At 68.9% G+C, this 18,680-nt stretch carries 16 protein-coding genes and 1 tRNA gene; 3 read left to right on the top strand and 14 right to left on the bottom strand.

What is annotated here, in order from left to right:
• Positions 1-51 precede the first annotated feature (51 nt).
• Positions 52-3,504 carry a pyruvate carboxylase gene (locus tag ACHAAJ_RS12225; RefSeq protein ID WP_435728463.1) on the bottom strand — a complete coding sequence of 1,151 codons (3,453 nt, stop codon included), beginning with the start codon at positions 3,502-3,504 and terminating at the stop codon, positions 52-54.
• A 249-nt stretch (positions 3,505-3,753) separates the two neighbouring features.
• Here ACHAAJ_RS12225 and ACHAAJ_RS12220 point away from each other — a divergent pair, with 249 nt between their 5' ends.
• A complete protein-coding gene (locus ACHAAJ_RS12220; RefSeq protein ID WP_435728499.1) occupies positions 3,754-4,584 on the top strand; it encodes a ParA family protein in 831 nt (276 codons plus the stop codon).
• Between the two features lie 123 nt (positions 4,585-4,707).
• Here the strand turns inward: ACHAAJ_RS12220 and ACHAAJ_RS12215 are convergent, their stop codons facing one another.
• From ACHAAJ_RS12215 to ACHAAJ_RS12155, 13 genes are all read right to left on the bottom strand, one after another.
• Positions 4,708-5,292 carry a MerR family transcriptional regulator gene (locus ACHAAJ_RS12215; RefSeq protein ID WP_435728498.1) on the bottom strand — a complete coding sequence of 195 codons (585 nt, stop codon included), beginning with the start codon at positions 5,290-5,292 and terminating at the stop codon, positions 4,708-4,710.
• Between the two features lie 199 nt (positions 5,293-5,491).
• Positions 5,492-5,974: a bifunctional nuclease family protein gene (locus ACHAAJ_RS12210; RefSeq protein ID WP_435728461.1), complete on the bottom strand. Its 483-nt coding sequence runs from the start codon at positions 5,972-5,974 to the stop codon at positions 5,492-5,494.
• Positions 5,975-5,994: 20 nt separating this feature from the next.
• Complete coding sequence (gene ftsR / locus ACHAAJ_RS12205; protein WP_435728497.1) at positions 5,995-6,678, bottom strand: transcriptional regulator FtsR; 684 nt, start codon at positions 6,676-6,678, stop codon at positions 5,995-5,997.
• Positions 6,679-6,755: 77 nt separating this feature from the next.
• Positions 6,756-7,232: an FHA domain-containing protein gene (locus tag ACHAAJ_RS12200; protein ID WP_435728460.1), complete on the bottom strand. Its 477-nt coding sequence runs from the start codon at positions 7,230-7,232 to the stop codon at positions 6,756-6,758.
• A 300-nt stretch (positions 7,233-7,532) separates the two neighbouring features.
• Positions 7,533-7,609: transfer RNA gene (locus tag ACHAAJ_RS12195), tRNA-Pro, on the bottom strand.
• A gap of 85 nt (positions 7,610-7,694) precedes the next feature.
• The gene (gene der / locus ACHAAJ_RS12190) at positions 7,695-9,233 is read right to left on the bottom strand and encodes a ribosome biogenesis GTPase Der (RefSeq protein ID WP_435728459.1); all 1,539 of its coding nucleotides are present in this window, start codon (positions 9,231-9,233) and stop codon (positions 7,695-7,697) included.
• A gap of 81 nt (positions 9,234-9,314) precedes the next feature.
• Positions 9,315-9,983, bottom strand: coding sequence for a (d)CMP kinase (gene cmk / locus ACHAAJ_RS12185; protein ID WP_435728458.1), 669 nt, complete (start codon positions 9,981-9,983; stop codon positions 9,315-9,317).
• Positions 9,984-11,087, bottom strand: coding sequence for a prephenate dehydrogenase (locus tag ACHAAJ_RS12180; protein WP_435728456.1), 1,104 nt, complete (start codon positions 11,085-11,087; stop codon positions 9,984-9,986).
• A 3-nt stretch (positions 11,088-11,090) separates the two neighbouring features.
• Complete coding sequence (locus ACHAAJ_RS12175; protein WP_435728455.1) at positions 11,091-12,206, bottom strand: pseudouridine synthase; 1,116 nt, start codon at positions 12,204-12,206, stop codon at positions 11,091-11,093.
• 33 nt (positions 12,207-12,239) lie between these two features.
• Complete coding sequence (scpB, locus tag ACHAAJ_RS12170; protein WP_435728454.1) at positions 12,240-12,827, bottom strand: SMC-Scp complex subunit ScpB; 588 nt, start codon at positions 12,825-12,827, stop codon at positions 12,240-12,242.
• Complete coding sequence (locus ACHAAJ_RS12165; protein WP_435728453.1) at positions 12,824-13,693, bottom strand: segregation and condensation protein A; 870 nt, start codon at positions 13,691-13,693, stop codon at positions 12,824-12,826. Before ACHAAJ_RS12165 ends, scpB begins: the two co-directional genes overlap by 4 nt.
• Positions 13,693-14,589, bottom strand: coding sequence for a ParA family protein (locus tag ACHAAJ_RS12160; RefSeq protein ID WP_435728451.1), 897 nt, complete (start codon positions 14,587-14,589; stop codon positions 13,693-13,695). The genes ACHAAJ_RS12165 and ACHAAJ_RS12160 overlap by 1 nt, the downstream gene beginning before the upstream one ends.
• A 249-nt stretch (positions 14,590-14,838) precedes the next feature.
• Positions 14,839-16,155, bottom strand: coding sequence for a cation:dicarboxylate symporter family transporter (locus ACHAAJ_RS12155; RefSeq protein WP_435728450.1), 1,317 nt, complete (start codon positions 16,153-16,155; stop codon positions 14,839-14,841).
• Between the two features lie 127 nt (positions 16,156-16,282).
• Here ACHAAJ_RS12155 and ACHAAJ_RS12150 point away from each other — a divergent pair, with 127 nt between their 5' ends.
• Positions 16,283-17,977: a sensor histidine kinase gene (locus tag ACHAAJ_RS12150; RefSeq protein WP_435728448.1), complete on the top strand. Its 1,695-nt coding sequence runs from the start codon at positions 16,283-16,285 to the stop codon at positions 17,975-17,977.
• Positions 17,970-18,674: a response regulator gene (locus tag ACHAAJ_RS12145; protein ID WP_435728446.1), complete on the top strand. Its 705-nt coding sequence runs from the start codon at positions 17,970-17,972 to the stop codon at positions 18,672-18,674. The genes ACHAAJ_RS12150 and ACHAAJ_RS12145 overlap by 8 nt, the downstream gene beginning before the upstream one ends.
• Positions 18,675-18,680: the final 6 nt, after the last annotated feature.

The raw sequence follows: 18,680 nt of genomic DNA, 5'->3' as shown, positions 1-18,680 counted from the left end.
GGTCCCCGCGTGGAACGGCCGGGCGGACGCCCTCGACGGCGTCCGCGGGCGCTATTCGGTGCCCACCGCCAGCAGGAGGTCACCGCCCTGGACCTGTGCGGTGCCGTCGATGGCGATGCGGGTCACCTTGCCGGCAACCGGAGAGGTGATGGACGCCTCCATTTTCATGGCCTCGATCGTCGCGACGGTCGCTCCGGCCTCGATGGTTTCACCGACGGACACCGTGGCCGTGACGGCGCCGGCGAACGGCGCCGCGATGTGGCCGACCTGGTTGGCGTCGGCCTTCTCGGCGGCCTTGACGGTGGACTCGACGTTGCGGTCCCGGACCGTGATGTTGCGCATCTGTCCGTTGAGCGTGCACATGACCTGCCGCATGCCCTTCTCGTCCGGCTCCGAGATCGCCTGGAGGGTGGCCAGCAAGCGCACGCCCTTGCCCAGGGAGATCACGTGTTCGGTGTTCCGCTCCAACCCGTACAGGTAGTCCCGGGTGTGCAGGGTGGAGATGTCGCCGTACTCGGCCACGGAGTTCTCGTAGTCCCGGGTCGGGCCCGCGAAGAGCAGCCGGTTCAGCGTGGAGCGCCGCGTCTCCGAGTCGGCCTGCAGGGCGGCGGTGTCCTCGGCGGAGAGTTCCTCGACGCGCGTGCGCACGTTGCGGCCCTCGAGCGCCTTGGAGCGGAACGGCTCCGGCCATCCTCCCGGCGGGTCGCCGAGTTCCCCGGAAAGGAACTGGATGACGGATTCCGGGATGTCGAACGCCTGCGGATTCGCCTCGAACGCGGCGGGATCCACGTTCATGCCCACCAACTGGAGCGCGAGGTCTCCCACCACCTTGGACGACGGCGTGACCTTGACCAGGCGGCCGAGGATTCGGTTCGCCGCGGTATACATGTCCTCGATGGCCTCGAACCGCTCGCCCAGACCCAAGGCGATGGCCTGCTGGCGGAGGTTGGAAAGCTGGCCGCCGGGGATCTCGTGGCGGTACACGCGCCCGGTGGGCCCGGCCAGGCCGGACTCGAACGGCGCGTACATGGCCCGGACCGACTCCCAGTACGGCTCGAGCGCCGCAGTGGCGTCCAACTCGATGCCGGTGTCCCGCTCCGTGTGCGCGAGCGCGGCGACCAGCGCGGAGGACGACACCTGCGACGTGGTCCCCGCCATCGAGGCGATCGCGACGTCCACGGCGTCCACCCCGGCGTCGGCCGCGGCCATCAGCGTGGCCAACTGCCCGCCGGCGGTGTCGTGCGTGTGCAGGTGGACCGGAAGGTCGAAGCGTTCGCGCAGCGCCGCGACGAGGATCTTCGCCGCCGCGGGGCGCAGGAGCCCGGCCATGTCCTTGATCGCGAGGATGTGTGCGCCTGCGTCGACGATCCGCTGCGCCAGCTCCAGGTAGTAGTCCAGCGTATAGAGGTCCTCGGCCGGGTCCAGCAGGTTGCCCGTGTAGCACAGTGCCACCTCGGCCACCGCGGTGCCGGTGGCGCGGACCGCCTTGATGGCCGGTTCCATCTGGGACACGTCGTTCAGCGCGTCGAAGATCCGGAAGATGTCGATGCCGGTGGCGGCGGCCTCCGCGACGAACGCGTCGGTGACCTCGGTCGGGTACGGGGTGTAGCCGACCGTGTTGCGCCCGCGCAGCAGCATCTGGAGGGGGATGTTCGGAAGTTCCGCGCGCAGCAGGGCCAGCCGCTTCCAGGGATCCTCGCCGAGGAAGCGCAGCGCGACGTCGTAGGTCGCCCCGCCCCAGACCTCCATGGAGAACAGCTGGGGCATGGTGTGCGCGAACGCCGGGGCCGCGGCCAACAGGTCGCGGGTACGGACACGCGTGGCCAGCAGCGACTGGTGCGCGTCGCGGAACGTCGTGTCCGTGACCGCGACCTCGGTCCGGGCGCGAAGCTCCGCGGCGAAACCCTCGGGTCCCTTCTCCAGCAGCACCTGGCGCCAACCGGCCGGAGGTGCGGCACCCTCGGCCGGTCCGTCGAACGGGGACCTGTCCGGAAGCTCGGACTTGTTTCCCGGGTAGTGCGGCAGCTTCTCGCGCGGGTCTATGCCCTCGCGGCGCTCCCCGTTGGGCTTGTTCACGGTGACGTCAGCAAGGAAGGTCAGCGCCTTGGTTCCGCGGTCCTGCGACCGGTTGCCCTTGAGCAGGTCCGGACGCGAGTCGATGAAATCGGTCGCGACGTCCCCGGCCAGGAACTGCGGATCGTCGAGCACGTTCATCAGGAACGGGATGTTCGTGGTCACCCCGCGCACACGGAACTCCGCCAGCGCACGGCGCGCGCGGCGCACGGCCATCGCGTAGTCCCGTCCGCGGCAGCTGAGCTTGACGAGCATCGAATCGAAGTGCGGCGAAACCTCGGCGCCAGCGTAGATGGTGCCGCCGTCCAGGCGCACGCCGGAGCCGCCGGCCGAGCGGTACGCGGTGATCGTTCCGACGTCCGGCCGGAAGCCGTTGGCCGGGTCCTCCGTGGTGATGCGGCACTGCAGCGCGGCGCCGCGCACGCGCAGCTCGTCCTGTCGGATGCCGAGGTCCTCCAGGGACTCGCCGGCCGCGATGCGCATCTGCGAGGACACCAGGTCGACGTCCGTAATCTCCTCGGTGACCGTGTGCTCCACCTGGATGCGCGGATTCATCTCGATGAAGACGTGCTGCCCGGCCCGCTCGCCGACCGTGTCGACGAGAAACTCGACCGTTCCCGCGTTCTGGTAGTTAAGGGCCTTCGCGAACTTGATGGCATCGGCGAACAAAGCCTGCCGGATGTTCTCGTCCAGATTCGGGGCCGGGGCGATCTCGATGACCTTCTGGTGTCGGCGCTGCAGCGAGCAGTCGCGCTCGAAGAGGTGAACGACGTTGCCCTGGCCGTCCGCCAGGATCTGCACCTCGATGTGGCGCGGGCGCAACACGGCCTGCTCCAGGAACATGGTCGGATCCCCGAACGCCGTTCCGGCCTCGCGCATCGCCGAACCCAACGCCTCGGGAAGCTCCTCGCGGGTGTCGACCCGGCGCATGCCGCGCCCGCCGCCGCCGGCAACGGCCTTGACGAAGATCGGGAAACCGATCTTGTCCGCCTCGGCGATCAGCCACTCGACGTCGTCGCTCGGCTCGGAGGAGTCCAGCACCGGCACGCCCGCGGCGCGGGCCGCACGCAGGGCCTCGACCTTGTTGCCTGCCAGTTCGAGGACCTCCGGGGGCGGGCCCACGAACGCAATGCCGGCCTCACGCGCCGCGCGGGCCAGGTCCGGGTTCTCCGAGAGGAAGCCATATCCCGGGTAGATCGCATCCGCGCCGGACTCCTTCGCCACGCGCACAATCTCCTCGACGTCCAGGTACGCCCGGACAGGGTGCCCCTCCTCGCCGATCTGGTAAGCCTCGTCGGCCTTCTGCCGGTGCATCGACCCGCGGTCCTCATGCGGGAAGACGGCCACCGTCTTGGCGCCCAACTCGTAACCGGCACGAAAAGCACGAATCGCGATCTCGCCACGATTGGCAACCAGAACCTTCGAAAACATGGTGCTCCTGGGGAATGTCAGCGGGTGGAAGGCGTCGGGGCGCCCACATGTTGGGGGGCGTCGTCGCCGGGAGGGCCCTTGGGACCGCCCAAAAATTCACCCTACCGTGGCGCGCGCCACAGCCCGAAAACATTGCGCGCCGCGAACCGCGCCGCATCGGCACGCCGCGCGGCGCCCCGCGCTTGGCCAACTATGATGGTCGGGGAGCAGAATCAGGGTATATACACAGAAGAGGTAGTGGTCAGTCCCGTGCAGGTTGTCAGCATCAGCAGTCTCAAAGGTGGCGTCGGCAAGACGTCCGTCACTCTGGGGCTGGCCTCCGCGGCCCTCGCCGCCGGCTTGCCGACCCTCGTCGTGGATCTCGATCCCCACGCCGACGCGAGCACGGGCCTCGGGGTCCGTCCGGCGGGGCAGAAGGACATCGGCCACATGCTTAAGAACGTGCGCCGTTCGGACGTCGAGCCCAACGCCGTCGCCAGTTCGTGGGTGGAAAGGGCCGCCGGGGACGTCGGCGGCCGCGAACCGGTGCTGGATGTGGCCGTCGGCGGCGCCTTCGCCGGTATCTACGACCGGCCGGACCTCCGGATGCGGGATCTGCGCCGGCTGCGCACGCTGCTCTCGCGCACGAACAAGTACTCGCTGGTCCTCATCGACTGCCCCCCGTCCCTGAACGGCCTCACGCGCATGGCCTGGACCGCCAGCAACCGGGTGCTGCTTGTGGCGGAGCCGAGCCTCTTCTCCGTCGCGGGGACCGAACGGAGCATGCGGGCGCTCGAGCTCTTCCGGAAGGAATTCGCACCCGACCTCGCGACCGCCGGAGTCGTCGCCAACCGCTACCGTCCGGCGTCCGCCGAACAGCGCTTCCGGCTGGACGAGATGCGCTCGATGTTCAAGTCCTCGCTGCTTTCCCCCGTTCTTCCCGAGCAGGCCAATTGGCAGCAGATCCAGGGCGCGGCCTATTCCGTGCACCAGTGGCCCGGCGAGGCCGCCCGGCAGGCATCTGGACACTTCGACGAACTGCTCCGCAACGTGACCGACTCCGGAGGACTCCGCAGCCGCGCCTCGCGCGCGGCCCGCTAGCCCCCGCGGCCCGGCACCCCACGGGGAGCGTTCGCCGGCAAACTCATGGCCCACACGACGGCGGCGGGTGGCTTCCCGAGGGAAACCACCCGCCGCCGTCGTGTGGTGGTGTGCGCGGTCGGCCTAGCTCGCCGATTTCTTGGCTGCGCGCCGCTGGCTGAGTTCGTCGTCCGCGAAGGACTCTTCCGCGGCGTGCTCGCTGGGCAGCTCCGAGAGGCTTCCCTCGACCTCGCGCCACACGCGCCCCACGGCGATGCCGAACACGCCCTGCCCGCCCTGCACCAGGTCGATGACCTCGTCGGCGGAGGTGCATTCGTAGACGGAGGCCCCGTCGCTCATGAGGGTGATCTGCGCCAGGTCCTCGACCCCGCGCTCCCGCAGGTGGCTGACCGCCGTGCGGATCTGCTGGAGCGATACTCCGGTGTCCAGAAGACGCTTGACGACCTTCAAAACCAGAATGTCGCGGAAACTATAGAGACGCTGGGTACCGGAGCCCGACGCCCCGCGCACGGCCGGTTCGACAAGTCCTGTCCGCGCCCAGTAGTCGAGCTGGCGGTAGGTGATACCCGCCGCCTTGCAGACTATCGGTCCTCGGTAGCCCGCTCCCTCGTCGAGAACAGGTAGATCCTCGGAGAACAGCAGGCCCTGCGAGGCTCCGTTGCCCGCCACCCTGGTACCGTCGCCCGACGATTCGCGGTGATCACCAATGGGACTCACGTTGAATCCTCCTTATGTCTTGTGCTCCCCGAGGGGAATGGCCCGCTGGGGTCGGAACCGACACAGGCGGATGTCTTCCGCCGGATGTCAGCTCGAACGACAAGCCAGGCAATGGGAAACCTATGCCTTGACGGTACGGCCAGCCGGGCCCAAGGTCAAAGACCTTCAAGCTTAACTTGAGGGCGTGTCGCTAGGGTTCGAAGTCCTCGGGCTCCACGTCGGCGAGGAACTCGCGGAACTCCCGAAGTTCGGCCTCCTCTCCCTCGCTGGAGGTCCCGTCGTCGCTGACCATCACCCCGGCCTCGACGAGCACCTCTTCGGCGCACGTCAGCGGACAGTGGACCCGCAGCGCCATCGCCACGGCGTCGGAGGCCCTCGAATCGACCTCCACGCCGCCGTCGAACACCAACCGCGCGTAGAACACGGTGTCCTGGACGGAGACGAGCCTCGCTTCGACGAGCCGGCGGCCCAGCGACTCGACGACGGAGGCCAGGAGGTCATGCGTCATCGGCCGCGGCGTCTCGATCCCCTGCTGGGCCATGGCGATGGCCGAAGCCTCGGGCGCGCCGATCCAGATCGGCAGGTGCCGCGGCCCGTCGGCCTCCTTGAGCAGGACCAGCGGCTGGTTGGACGGCAGTTCGATGCGAACCCCCACGACTTCGAGTTCCCGCATGCCTCTCCCCTTCCGTGTGGCTAGTGGTCCAGCCGGGCGATCGCTCCGCTGACCAGGGCGCTGTGCAAGGCCAGGCAGGCATCGCTGATTTCGCGAGCCGTCTCTGCCGCGCGTGCCCGCGACGAGACGTCGCGGCGGTTGGTCAGCGGCGCCACGGCGCGTTCGACGAGTCCGAGCTCGCGGTCCGCGGCCACCCGGAAGGCGCGCAGGTGCCGGGGTTCAATCCCGTGGGCGGCCAGTTTGGCGCTCGCGGTGGCGATGCGTGTTGCGTGTTCGTCGAAGCGCTGGTCCTCCTCGACGATGATGCCGTAGGCCAAGAGCTCCCCGATCAACTCGGCGGAGGCCCCCGTCGCCCCCTGAAGTTCCGCCTGGGTCAGCGGACGTCGGCGACCGGCGAGTTCGCCGGCCAGTTGGTCGGTCACGCTGCGCGGGGCGAGCGTGATTCCACCTGGAAGCTGTTCGGGACGGTCCCCGCGGTCGACGGCATCAAGGTAGTCCTTGATGACCTTCAGGGGCAGGTACTGGTCCCGTTGCAGCGCCAGGATGAACCGCAGACGGTCGATGTCCCCGGCGGTATATTTCCGGTAGCCGGCAGCCGTGCGCTGAGGGGTGATCAGCCCCTTCTCCTCCAGAAACCGGATTTTGGACGCGGTCGTCTGCGGAAAGTCGTCGGAAAGTTCCGCCAGGACCTCTCCGATGTTCAAGACCGAGGAGCGCGCCGGCGCGCCGCCCGCTTCGGCTGCGCGCCGGGCGTTTGCGGTGGGGGCCACTGGCTTGGCCGTCAGGCTTGCCGTGCGGCGGTCGTCGGGCGGCTTCCGGCGTAGAACGTCAGTCGGAACTTTCCGATCTGGACCTCGGAACCGGTCCGCAGACGGACCGAGTCCACGCGATCGTGGTTGACGTAGGTGCCGTTGAGGCTTCCGGCGTCGACGACTTCGAAACCGCCGTCAAGGCGACGGAACTCGGCGTGCTTGCGGGAGACCGTGACATCGTCGAGGAAGATGTCCGCCTCGGGGTGACGCCCCGCCGTCGTGCTCGCCGAGTCCAACAGGAAACGAGCACCGCGGTTGGGTCCGGAGTGGGCAATCAGGAGCGCCGAACCTTCCGGCAGCGCGGCAACGGCCGTTCGCTCCTCGGGCGCCAGCGGGATGTCCCCGACCGGACCCTCGGCGAGCGGAGGCAGGCTGATATTCGTGGTCTCCGCGACCGATTCCCCGCGGCCGGGCCTTTTGCCGCCCAAGCCGTTTTCCCCTGACATGCGTTGTCCTCCCTGACGTGCTTCTCAAAAACTGCGGTTCCACGGCCCGGCATGCGCCACGGGCACGCGACGAACCATGTTCCGAACCAGCCTAGCCTACCCAGGGGGCGGAATAGTCGGTTGTCAGCCCGCTGATTACGCCCGTCCCCGGTGGCGGGCTCCGACGCGTCCCCACAGGCGACGGTTCCTCAGCCTTCAATGTTTTTCAAAGTATAGGCACATTCCGTACCGGCCCCGAAGGGCTGCAAAAACGAAGAAGGGGGCCCGGGGAATCTTGCGATTCCCCGGGCCCCCTTCGGCTGGTCGGGCTAGCGGGATTCGAACCCACGACCTCCTGACCCCCAGTCAGGCGCGCTACCAAGCTGCGCCATAGCCCGAGGTTTTCCGCAGCCGTTCTCCCACTCGTTTCCTCGCGGGTCCGTCTGCGAAAAGCTCCTTGGATACTCTACCGCAGAATCGGGACTACTTTTGACGCCCGCGCTTTTCGCGCACGCGCATGCTGACCTCGAGCGGGGTGCCCTCGAACCCGAACGTCTCGCGCAGCCGGCGCGTGATGAAACGCCGGTATCCGGGATCCAGGAACCCGGTGGTGAAGAGCACGAAGCGCGGCGGTCGCGTGGAGGCCTGCGTGCCGAACAGGATCCTCGGCTGCTTGCCGCCGCGGACCGGGTGCGGGTGCGCGGCCACGAGCTCGCCGAGGAAGGCGTTCAGCTTGCCGGTCGGGATGCGCTTGTCCCAGGATTCCAGGGCGGTGTCCAGGGCCGGCACCAGCTTTTCCTTGTGCCATCCGGTCTTGGCGGAGATGTTGACCCGCGGCGCCCAATCCACGTGCGCCAGGTCCTGTTCGATCTCGCGCTCGAGGTAGCGCCGGCGCTCGTCGTCCAGCAGGTCCCACTTGTTGAAGGCCAACACCAGCGAGCGCCCGGATTCGATGGTCATCTGGAGGATCCGCACGTCCTGCTCGCTGAGCACCTCGTCGACGGCCAGGAGCACGACGGCGACCTCGGCCTTGTCGAGCGCGCTCTGCGTGCGCAGCGACGCATAGTAGTCGGAGCCGTGCGCCATGTGCTGCCGACGCCGGATCCCGGCGGTGTCGACGAACCGCCAGGTGCGGTCGCCGAGTTCCACGAGCTCGTCGACGGGGTCGCGGGTGGTGCCGGCCGTGTTGTCGACCACCACGCGCTCGCTGCCCGCGAGCTTGTTCAGCAACGAGGACTTGCCGACGTTGGGCCGGCCGATCAGCGCCACCCGGCGCGGTCCGCCGCGCGGGATGAGCCCTTCGTTCGCCGAGAACTCGGGCAGTTTCTTGACGATCTCGTCGAGGAGATCCGCGGTTCCGCGCCCGTGCAGGGCGGAAACGGGATACGGCTGCCCGAAGCCGAGGCCCCACAGCGCGGCGGAATCCGCCTCCTGGGAGATGTCGTCGACCTTGTTGGCGACCAGGAAGACCGGCTTCTTCATGCGTCGGAGCATCTTCACGACACCCTCGTCGGTCGCCGTGGCGCCGACGGCTGAGTCCACGACGAAGACGATCGCATCGGCCAGATCGGCGGCGATCTCCGCCTGCTCCGCGACGCGCGCGTGCAGGCCCTTCGCGTCGTGCTCCCAACCGCCGGTGTCGACCAGCGTGAAGTCGCGGCCGCCCCACTCGGCGGAATAGGACACGCGGTCGCGGGTGACTCCGGGTACGTCTTCGACGACGGCCTCGCGGCGCCCGATGATGCGGTTGACCAGCGTGGACTTGCCGACGTTCGGGCGCCCGATGATCGCGAGGACCGGCGGGATCCGCTCGTCCTCCTCGTCGAACGAGTCGTCGTCCGCGTGGGAAAGAAGGGCGGCGTCCTCCTCGTCGAGTTCGTAGTCGTCGAGCCCGGCGCGCAACGACGCGGCGCGCAGTTCGGCGTCCTCGTCGGAGATGCCCTGGAGCTTCTCGGCGATGTGGTCCTCGCCCGAGGGGACGTAGTCGTCGCCGTCGCCCGGGTAGGCGGCGCTATCGGTCATGATGAGGGGTTTCCTTTGTTTGCCGCCCCCGCCGGACGCGAAGGCACCTTCCATTTTCGCATGTCTTGGGCCGATGTGTTTCTAGGCCCGTTCGGGCCGCCCCTGGACGATCTCCAGAACGGCCCGCACCGTCTGCTCGAAGTCGAGTTCCGAGGAGTCGAGCGTGACGACGCCGTCGGCCGCCGTGGTGAAGTTGGTGACGGCCGAATCCCGGGCGTCTCGGGTGAGCACCTGCCGGTGCAGTTGCTCCGAGGACTGCGTGCCGCCCAACTGGATCCCGCGGCGCCGCAGGCGGGCCTCCTCGCTGGCGGTCAGGAGGATCCTCGCGTCCGCGTCCGGCGCGACCACGGTGGTGATGTCCCGGCCCTCCGCGACGATCCGTCCCTGGCCGGCGATCAGTTCGCGCTGCCGGCGGACCAGCTCGGCCCGCGCCTCCAGGTTGGTCGCAACGGCCGAGACGGCCTCCGAGACGAACGGCTCGCGGATCGCGAGCGTGACGTCCGTGCCGTGGATCCGAACCTCGTCCACATCTGGGTCCGTGCTGATCGACAGGTCCGCGGCGCGCACGGCGGAGGCCACGGCCGCGGCGTCGGTCAGGTCCGTTCCAGCGTCGAGGCAGTGCCAGGTCACGGCGCGGTACATGGCGCCGGTGTCGAGATACGCGGCGCCGAGGCGCCGGGCGGCCTCCTTGGAAACCGATGACTTGCCGCTTCCGGAGGGTCCGTCGACGGCCACCACTAGCTGCTTCATCTACTGCACCACTTTCCATTCGCGATCGGTGAGGGCGGAGACCAGTTCCTGGCTCCGGCCCGGGAGCACGGACACCTCGACCATGCCGACCTGGTGTCCGGAGGAATGCTCCATGCGGAGGTCCTCCACGTTGATGCCGGCCTCGCCGACATCCGCCAGGAGACGGGCGATTTGGCCGGGGGTGTCGTCCACGAGGACGGTGACCACGGCGAACGCCTGGGGAGGCGCGCCGTGTTTGCCCGGGATTCTCGCCTGGCCGGCGTTACCCTCCCCCATCAGCTCCGCCAGGTCGAGCAGCGCCCCCGGCGCGCCGGGATGCTCCAGGGTGTCGATGAGCCGGTTCAGGTCCTCGCGCAGGCCGTGCAGGATCGGCACCAGCTGGGGGGCGTTGTGGCTGAGGATCTGGATCCAGAGCCGCGGGTCCGACGCCGCGATCCGCGTCGTGTCCCGCAGACCGTTGCCGGCGAGCGCCAGGGTGTGCCCCGGTGCGTTCAGCAGCCGGGAGGCCAGCAGCGACGAGGCGACCTGGGGAAAGTGCGAGATGAGGGCGACGGCGCCATCGTGTTCCGCGGCGTCCATGCGGCTGACCGTGGCGCCGAGGTCGATGGCCAGCGACTCCGCAGCCAGCAGGCTGCGCTGACTGCTCGTCGGGTGGGCGCAGACGACCCAGGGCATGGCCGTGAACAGTTCCCCCCGCGCGGCGGCCGGGCCGGACTTCTCGCGGCCGGCCATCGGATGGGTGCCGACGTAGCGCTCGAGGTCCGCGGGCCGCAGTGACGCGTCCGCGCGCAGCGACTCCAGGATGGACGACTTCACGCTCGCGATGTCGACGACGGTGGCGCCCGGGTGCTCGCGGAGCGCGGCCGCTACGACCGACGCCGTGACGTCCGGCGGCGCGGCGACGACGACAAGGTCCGGAGTTGCCGTCTTGCCTGCGCCCAGGACGGTTCCTGCGCCGATGTCCTGCGCCACCTTCTCCGCCGTGGGCGAAGGATCCGACAGGAGGACGTCGACCCCGCGCCGGCTGAGGCCGAGGCCGATGCTCGCTCCCAGCAGGCCCGTGCCGACCACCAGCACGCTGCCGGAAAGGTGAGTCGCGGTCACCGGCTACATTCCCACCGCGGCGAGCAGGTGCCCGACCTCTTGGTTTCCCAGCGGGCGGATGGTTCCCTGTTTCTGGTCGCCCAGTCGGATGGGACCCATCTGCACGCGGACGAGGCGCTTGACGGGGTGCCCGACCGCATCGAAGAGACGGCGGACGACGCGGTTGCGACCCGAGTGCAGAATGACCTCGACGAGCACCTTGCCGGGGGTGGAGTCCACCAGCTTGAAGGAATCGACGTTGGCCCAGCCGTCCTCCAGCTGGATGCCGTCCTTCATCTTCGCCCCGATGCCCTGCGCCATCGGGCCGGGCACCTGGACCAGGTACGTCTTCGGGATCTCGTAGGACGGGTGCGTGAGGCGGTTGGCCAGCTCGCCGTCGTTGGTGAGCAGCAGCAGCCCCTCGGTGTTCACATCGAGCCGGCCGACGTGGAAGAGCCGCTCGCCGCGCTTCTTGACGTAGTCGGAGATGCAACGGCGGCCCTCCGGATCGTCCATGGTGGAGACCACACCGCGGGGCTTGTTGAAAACGAAGTACTTCAGGGTGTCGTTGAGCTGGATGCGCATCCCGTCCACGTGGATGCTCACCGTGGCCGGATCGACGCGCATGCCGAGCTCGGTGACGATCTCGCCGTCGACCTCGACGCGGCCGCCTGCGATCATCTCCTCGCTGACGCGGCGGGAGGCGACCCCGGCGTTGGCGAGGACCTTCTGCAGCCGCACGCCATCCTGCTCCTCGACGTCCTCCCGCGGCCGCGGCGCCGGCTTCGACGCGGGGCGCTTGCGCGCCACCGGCCCGAGGTTGCGCCCGAAGCGCTCGTTGCCGAACGGGCGCGGGCCCTTGGATGCGTAGGCGCCGCCCTGCTTGGCGCCCGGCTTGCCGCCTCCGGCCTTCCCGGCCCCGGACTTGCCGGAGCCGGCGGGCTTGCCCTTGGAGCCGCCCCTGGGACCGCCCTTGGCGCCGTCGGACGCCCCTCCGAAGGAGCCGCCCTGCCGTTCGTCGCGGCGCGGTCCGCCGTCGCGTCCGGAAGAGGCGGGGCCCTGGCCGCGCCCCGAGCCCTGCGATGGGCCCTGGCGGCGCTGGTCGCCGCGGCCTGCGCCGGAACGGGATCCCTGGGTCATGTCATGTCCTTCAATGTTGCGTAGTTATGGTGCCTAGAACCCGTGGTCCTCGAACTCGTCGAGGTGCTCGATTCCGGGCAGGTGCGGTGAGAGCTTCGGCAGCTCCGAAACGCTACCCATACCCAATCTTTCCAGAAAATACGAGGTGGTCTGGTACAGGAGCGCGCCGGTCTCCGGATCCGTGGATGATTCCTCCACCAAACCACGCACCGTGAGTGTCCGTACAACCGAGTCCACGTTGACGCCCCGGATGGCCGCTATCCGCGCCCGGGACACGGGCTGGCGGTAGGCCACGACGGCCAGGGTCTCCAGCGCGGCCTGTGTCAGCCGGGCGGTCTGGCCGTCGAGAACGAAGCGGGACACGAAGGGAGCAAAATCACGTCGGGAAAAGATCCGGAAGCCCCCCGCGACCTCCCGGAGCTCGAATCCCCGGGTGGTTCCGTAGTCCGCGCGCAGTTCCTGGACGAGCCCTCGCACCCGTTGCGGCGTCAGGCCGAGGACCGCGGCCAACCGTTCGGCGGAGACCGGTTCGTCGACCACCATGAGCACGGCTTCGACCGCCGCGCGCGCGCCTCCGGGAAGCGCGTCCGGATCCGGGACGTCCTGCGGGGTTTCGCTCATGGGGCTCCTTCGGTGGCGGCTCCGGCCGGCTCGGCCGCGGTGTCGTATTCCTCGCGGAGCAGGTCCGGGCTCCAGTTCGTGCCGTGGGCGTTCCAGCGGACCTCGAGTTCCCCCAGCGGCGCCACCTGGTCGAACGCCACGACGTGGTCGCGGAACATCTCCAGCAACGCAAGGAAACGCGCCACCACCACCTGCCGCGATCCGGCGTCGGCAATCAACGTCCGGAAGGATTGCCGGCCGGAGGACCGCAGGATTTCAGCCAGGTGCTCCGCCTGTTCGCGAACGCTCACGGCGGGCGCGTGCAGGTGGGACAGCCCCACCTCGGTTTCGCGGGCGGGCTTGGGCGCCAGGGCCCTCCGCGCCAGGTCGGCAAATTCCGCCGCGCTGGTCTTCCACAGCAATTCGGGCAGGAGAGACGAGAACCGCGGCTCGAGCGACACCTGGCGGGGGAAACGGTCTGCCTCGAGTTCCAGCCTGGTCTCCAGCTCTCCGGCGACGACCTTGAATGCCTTGTACTGCAGGAGCCTGGCGAAGAGCAGGTCCCGGGCCTCCAGAAGGGCAATGTCCTCGTCCGATTCCACTTCCCCGGACGGCAGCAGCCGCGCGGCCTTCAGGTCAAGCAATGTGGAAGCCATGACGAGGAACTGGGTGGTCTCGTCCAGGGCCTTCTCGCCGCCTCGCTCGCGCACCTCGCGGATATAGGCGATGAATTCGTCCGTGACGCGCGCCAGCGAGACTTCGGTGATGTCCAGCCGGTGCTTGGAGATCAGGCCCAGCAGCAGGTCGAACGGACCGGAGAAATTCGCCAGGTTGACGGCGAACCCGACGGTTGCGGGCGGCGCGGTCTCCGCCCCACCCGTGGTCATTACGGGGAGCCGCCGCGGCTGACGAGTTCGCGGGCGAGGTTGCGGTAGGACTCCGCGCCCGGGTGGTTGGTGGCGTAGCTGGTGATCGGTTCCGCGGCCACGTTGGCGTCGGCGAACTTGATGGTGCGCTTGATGACCGTCTCGAAGACCTTGTCGCCAAACGCCTCCAGGAGGCGTCCGAGGACCTCCCGGCTGTGAAGTGTGCGCGCGTCGTACATCGTCGCCAGGACACCGTCGACCTGCAGCCCCGGGTTGAGGCGGTCCTGCACTTTCTCGATGGTCTCCACCAGCAACGCCACGGCGCGCAACGCGAAGAACTCGGCGGTCAGCGGAATGATGACACCGTGCGCCGCGGTCAAGGCGTTGACGGTCAGCAGCCCAAGCGAGGGCTGGCAGTCGATGAGGATGACGTCGTAGTCGTCCGCGACCTTGCGCAGCGCACGGTCCAGGACCTGCTCGCGCGCGACCTCGTTCACCAGCTGGACCTCGGCGGCGGAGAGGTCGATGTTGGCCGGCAGCAGGTCGACGTTGTCGACGTCGGTGTTCATGATGGCGTCCCGGATGTCCGTCTTCCGGTCCATCAGGACGTTGTAGACCGTGGTGTCCAATTCGTGCGGGTTGGTGCCGAAGCCCGCGCTCAGCGCCCCCTGCGGGTCGAAGTCCACCAGCAGCACCTTGCGGCCGTACTCGGCGAGCGCCGCGGCCAGGTTGATCGTCGACGTCGTCTTGCCGACCCCGCCCTTCTGGTTCACCATTGCGATGACACGCGCCGGGCCGTGGCCGTCAAGCGGCGGCGGCTCCGGGAAGGTGGTGAGGGGTCGCCCGGTCGGTCCCATCGCCGGCGGCTCCTTCAGCAGACCTGCCGTCCGGGTGCCCGAACCCTGTTCCTCGCTCACGGTATGAACCACGCTTCCGTTCGTTTGACTCTGATTCCTGCCTACCCCCTAGGCTATCCCCCGCCGTCCGGTGCCGTTGGACGCGCCGGGTCGGCGAGCCTTTACCTTGAAGCTGAGGTGGAGGGTTGACAGGGACGACGACGGCCGCCCCGCCCGATGGGGCGAAGCGGCCGTGCCGTGCTCGCGGCTCCACGCGACGCCGGCGACCCGTGGGTGCTAGCGCGCGGCGCGGCTAGCGGCTTTCCCGGGTCAATGGCTTTCCGGGTGCAGGGACAGCTCGTCGAAGGGGCGCTCCCCCGCCAGCACGGCGCGGGCCTGGTCCTTGTCCAGTTCCCGGGTCCAGGTTCCGATCAGCAGGGTCGCCACGGCGTTGCCGGTGAAGTTGGTCAGTGCGCGCGCCTCGGACATGAACTTGTCGATGCCGACGATGACGCCCATGCCGTCCAACAGCTCCGGGCGGTGCGCCTGGAGTCCGGCCGCGAGCGTGGCCAGGCCGGCGCCGGTGACGCCCGCGGCGCCCTTGGACGCGATGATCATGAACACCAGAAGGCCGATCTGCTCGCCGAGGTTCATGGGCATGCCCATGGCGGTAGAGACGAACAGGGACGCCATGGTCAGGTAGATGGCGGTGCCGTCCAGGTTGAACGAGTAGCCGGTCGGAACCGTGATGCCGACGACGGGCTTGGACACACCGACATGCTCCATCTTCGCGATGAGCCGGGGCAGCGCCGACTCGGAGGACGACGTCGAGAAGATCAGGAGGTACTCGCGGGCCAGATAGCGCAGCAGCGAGAAGATGTTCAATCCGGTGACCACCTTCAGCAGGCCGCCGAGAACGACCACGATGAAGACGGCGCACGTCGCGTAGAAGGCACCCATGAGGATGGCCATCGATCCGATGGCCGCCCAGCCGGTGGCGCCGACGACCGCGGCGATGGCGCCGAAGGCGCCGATCGGGGCGGCCCACATGATCATCATCATCAGGCGGAAGACCACGGCCTGGATGTTGCGGATGCCGTTGAGCACGGGCTCACCGGATTTGCCCATGGACTGGAGTGCGAATCCCACGAAGAGTGCCAGCACGAGGGTCGGCAGCACCGCGATGTCGCCGGGGATCAGTTCCAGCAGGAACTTGACGGTGGCGTTCTCCTCGCCGCCGGCGGCCGACTCGTACGGCTTGAGCTCGAGGCCGGAGCCGGGGTGGATGATGTTGCCCACGATCAGCCCGATCGCCAGAGCGAAGGTGGACATCGTCATGAAGTAGAGAAGCGCGAGGCCGCCGACCTTGCCGACCGTGGCGGCCTTGGCGATGGAACCGATGCCCAGGACGATGGTGCAGAAAATGATGGGGGCGATGATCATCTTGATGAGCGCGATGAACGCGGTTCCGAGCGGTTTCAGGGACTTGCCGAGCTCGGGGAAAACCAGGCCGATCGTGGCGCCGGCGACGACGGCCACGATGACCATCACGTACAGCCAGTGCGTGCGGTCCTTCTTGGGTGCCGCGTTGTTGCCAGCCGGCGTGTTGCCCGGCTGCCCTTCAAGGTGGGTTGGCGTCGTCGCCATGGGTACTCCTCGGTATTGTTGGTGGGACTTCTTATGACCATGGTGCGGCCCGCGTGACCGGCATCACCCCTTGCGTTCATACTGTTCACGCGACGGTCGATGGGTCCGCCGCAACGAAGGGAGAGCCATGGGCAACAGGTCCGCGAGCCTGGCCACCCGGTTGTTCGCGTGGCAACTGGTGCTGGTGACCGCCGTGGCTCTCGTCGTCAGCGCCTTCAGCTACCGCGGCGCGGAGGCGCAGGCGCACGACTTCGCCGCCGACAGGGTCCTTAGCGTCGCGGCGACGCTGGCGCTGGACCCCTTCGTGGAGTCCGCCGTCCAGGGCGCGGACCCCTCCGCCGCACTGCAGCCGTACGCGCGTAAACTCCACGAGAGCGCGTCGGTGGATTTCGTGACGGTGATGGACACCGACCGGACCAGGTACACGCATCCGACACCCGAACAAATCGGCCGCCCCTACATCGGGAGCATCGAACAGGCGCTCGCAGGACGTACGCACGTCGAGGAGTACACCGGCACACTGGGTCCCTCGGTCCGGGCGATCGCCCCCGTCCGCGACGCCGACGGCCAAGTCACGGCCATGGTGTCCGTGGGCGTGACGATGCGGACCCTGGCCATCAGCCGGGCGGCCGGCGTCCCGGCCATCCTGGGTGTCGCCGCCTCCGCCATCGCCCTGGGAGGCGTGGCCGCGTACTTGCTCAGCCGCTACCTGCGCCGGGTCACCCTCGGCTACGGGCCCGAAGAGCTCCGGCGCCTCTTCGCCTACTACGACTCCGCGTTGCACTCGTTGCGCGAGGGGCTGGTGCTCGTCGACGGCGAAGGGCGGCTGGTCCTCTACAACGACCACGCCGCGGACCTTCTCGGCCTGCCGCCAGCGGGTGCCCTCAGGCCCCTCCCGGTGGGCGAACTCGGTCTCGCGGACACCGTCCGCGACCTCTTCGAAAGCGGCAGGAGGGCCACGGACGAGATCCACCTCACCAAGAGCCGCGTCCTGGTCATCAGCCAGGAACGGGCGGCGGAACCCACCGACGGTCCAGTCGGGTTGCGGGTCGGGCGCCCGGGGGCGCGGCGGCCCATGGCGCGCCGCCCGGGCGCCGTGGCCACGCTGCGGGACCATACTGAAATCCAGGCGCTGACGGGCGAGCTGGAGACCATGAAGACCCTGACCGAGGCCCTGCGGGCACAGACGCACGAGCACGCCAACCGCCTACACGCCGTCGCCTCGCTGATCGAGCTGGGGCGGGAGCGCGAGGCGCTGGACTTCGCGGTCCGGGACCGCCAGGAATCGCAGCGGCTGACCGACGACGTCGTGCAGTCCATCGACGAACCGTTCCTCACCGCGCTGCTCGTCGGGAAGGCCGCTCAGGCCAACGAGCGCGGCATCGAATTGACCCTCACGGCCAACGGCGAGCTCCCCCGCGATTCCCTCGACGCCCGGGACCTCGTGACCATCACGGGAAACCTTCTGGACAACGCATTCGACGCCGCGGCGACGTCCGCGGCGCGTCGGGTGTGGGCCGACTTTTCGGTGGTCGACTCGGACGTCGTGATCTCCGTTGCCGATTCCGGTCCCGGAATCGATCCGGATCATCTGGAGGATTTCCTGCGCATGGGAGCGTCGACAAAGCCGGCCTCGTCGACGGCGGGCGGCCGGGGCCTCGGCCTGGCGCTGGTGCGGCAGGCGGTGGTGCGGCTCGGGGGTTCGCTGGAAGTGGATAACGACGCCGGTGCCATCTTCACCGTCACCCTGCCGCTGGAGCGCGGCTCGGCCGCGTATGGACGAACCGCGCGCGGGAAAGCCGGGGGCCGTCCGAATGGCTGATCCACGGCGCGTCCTGCGCGTTCTTGTCGCCGACGACGAACCCATCACCGCCGCCGCCCACGCCGACTACGTCCGCCGGGTGGCGGGGTTCGATGTCACTGCGATCGCCCACAGCGGCTCCGAGGCGCTGTCGCTGTTGGAGGCGGCCGGCGCCGCGGGCGCACCCGTGGACCTGGTGCTCTTGGACATGAACCTCCCGGACTTGCACGGCCTCGACGTCGCCCGGCGCATCCGCGGGCGAGGCAACACGGTGGACATCATCGCCATCACGGCCGTTCGGGACCTGTCGGTGGTCCGGACGGCCATCGCGGCCGGGATCACGCAATACCTGATCAAGCCTTTTCCGTTCGCGGCCTTCCGCGAGAAGCTGGAGAACTACCGCGGCTTCCGGTTGAACCTCTCCGGTCCCGACGCGCCCACACAGGCGTCCATCGACAACGCCTTCGCCGCGCTGCGCACCACCGGACCCGCCAGCCTCCCCAAGGGCATGCTGGAGGAGACCCTCGCTTCGATCGCCGCCATCCTCCGCGGGTCCGCGGCGGGCCTGTCCGCCACGGAGGTCGCGGAGGCACTCGACATCTCCCGCGTCACCGCCCGGCGGTACCTGGAGCACCTCAGCGTCCAAGGTGTCGCGCCCAAGTCGCCGCGGCACGGGACGCGCGGCCGACCGGAATACGAATACCGTTGGAAGGGCTGACGCCAG

Origin of the sequence: Arthrobacter arnarulunnguaqae (assembly GCF_051262515.1) — a bacterium.
GTDB lineage: Bacteria > Actinomycetota > Actinomycetes > Actinomycetales > Micrococcaceae > Arthrobacter_N.
The sequence above is the reverse complement of the archived record's forward strand: the minus strand, read 5'-3'. Positions and strand labels throughout refer to the sequence as shown.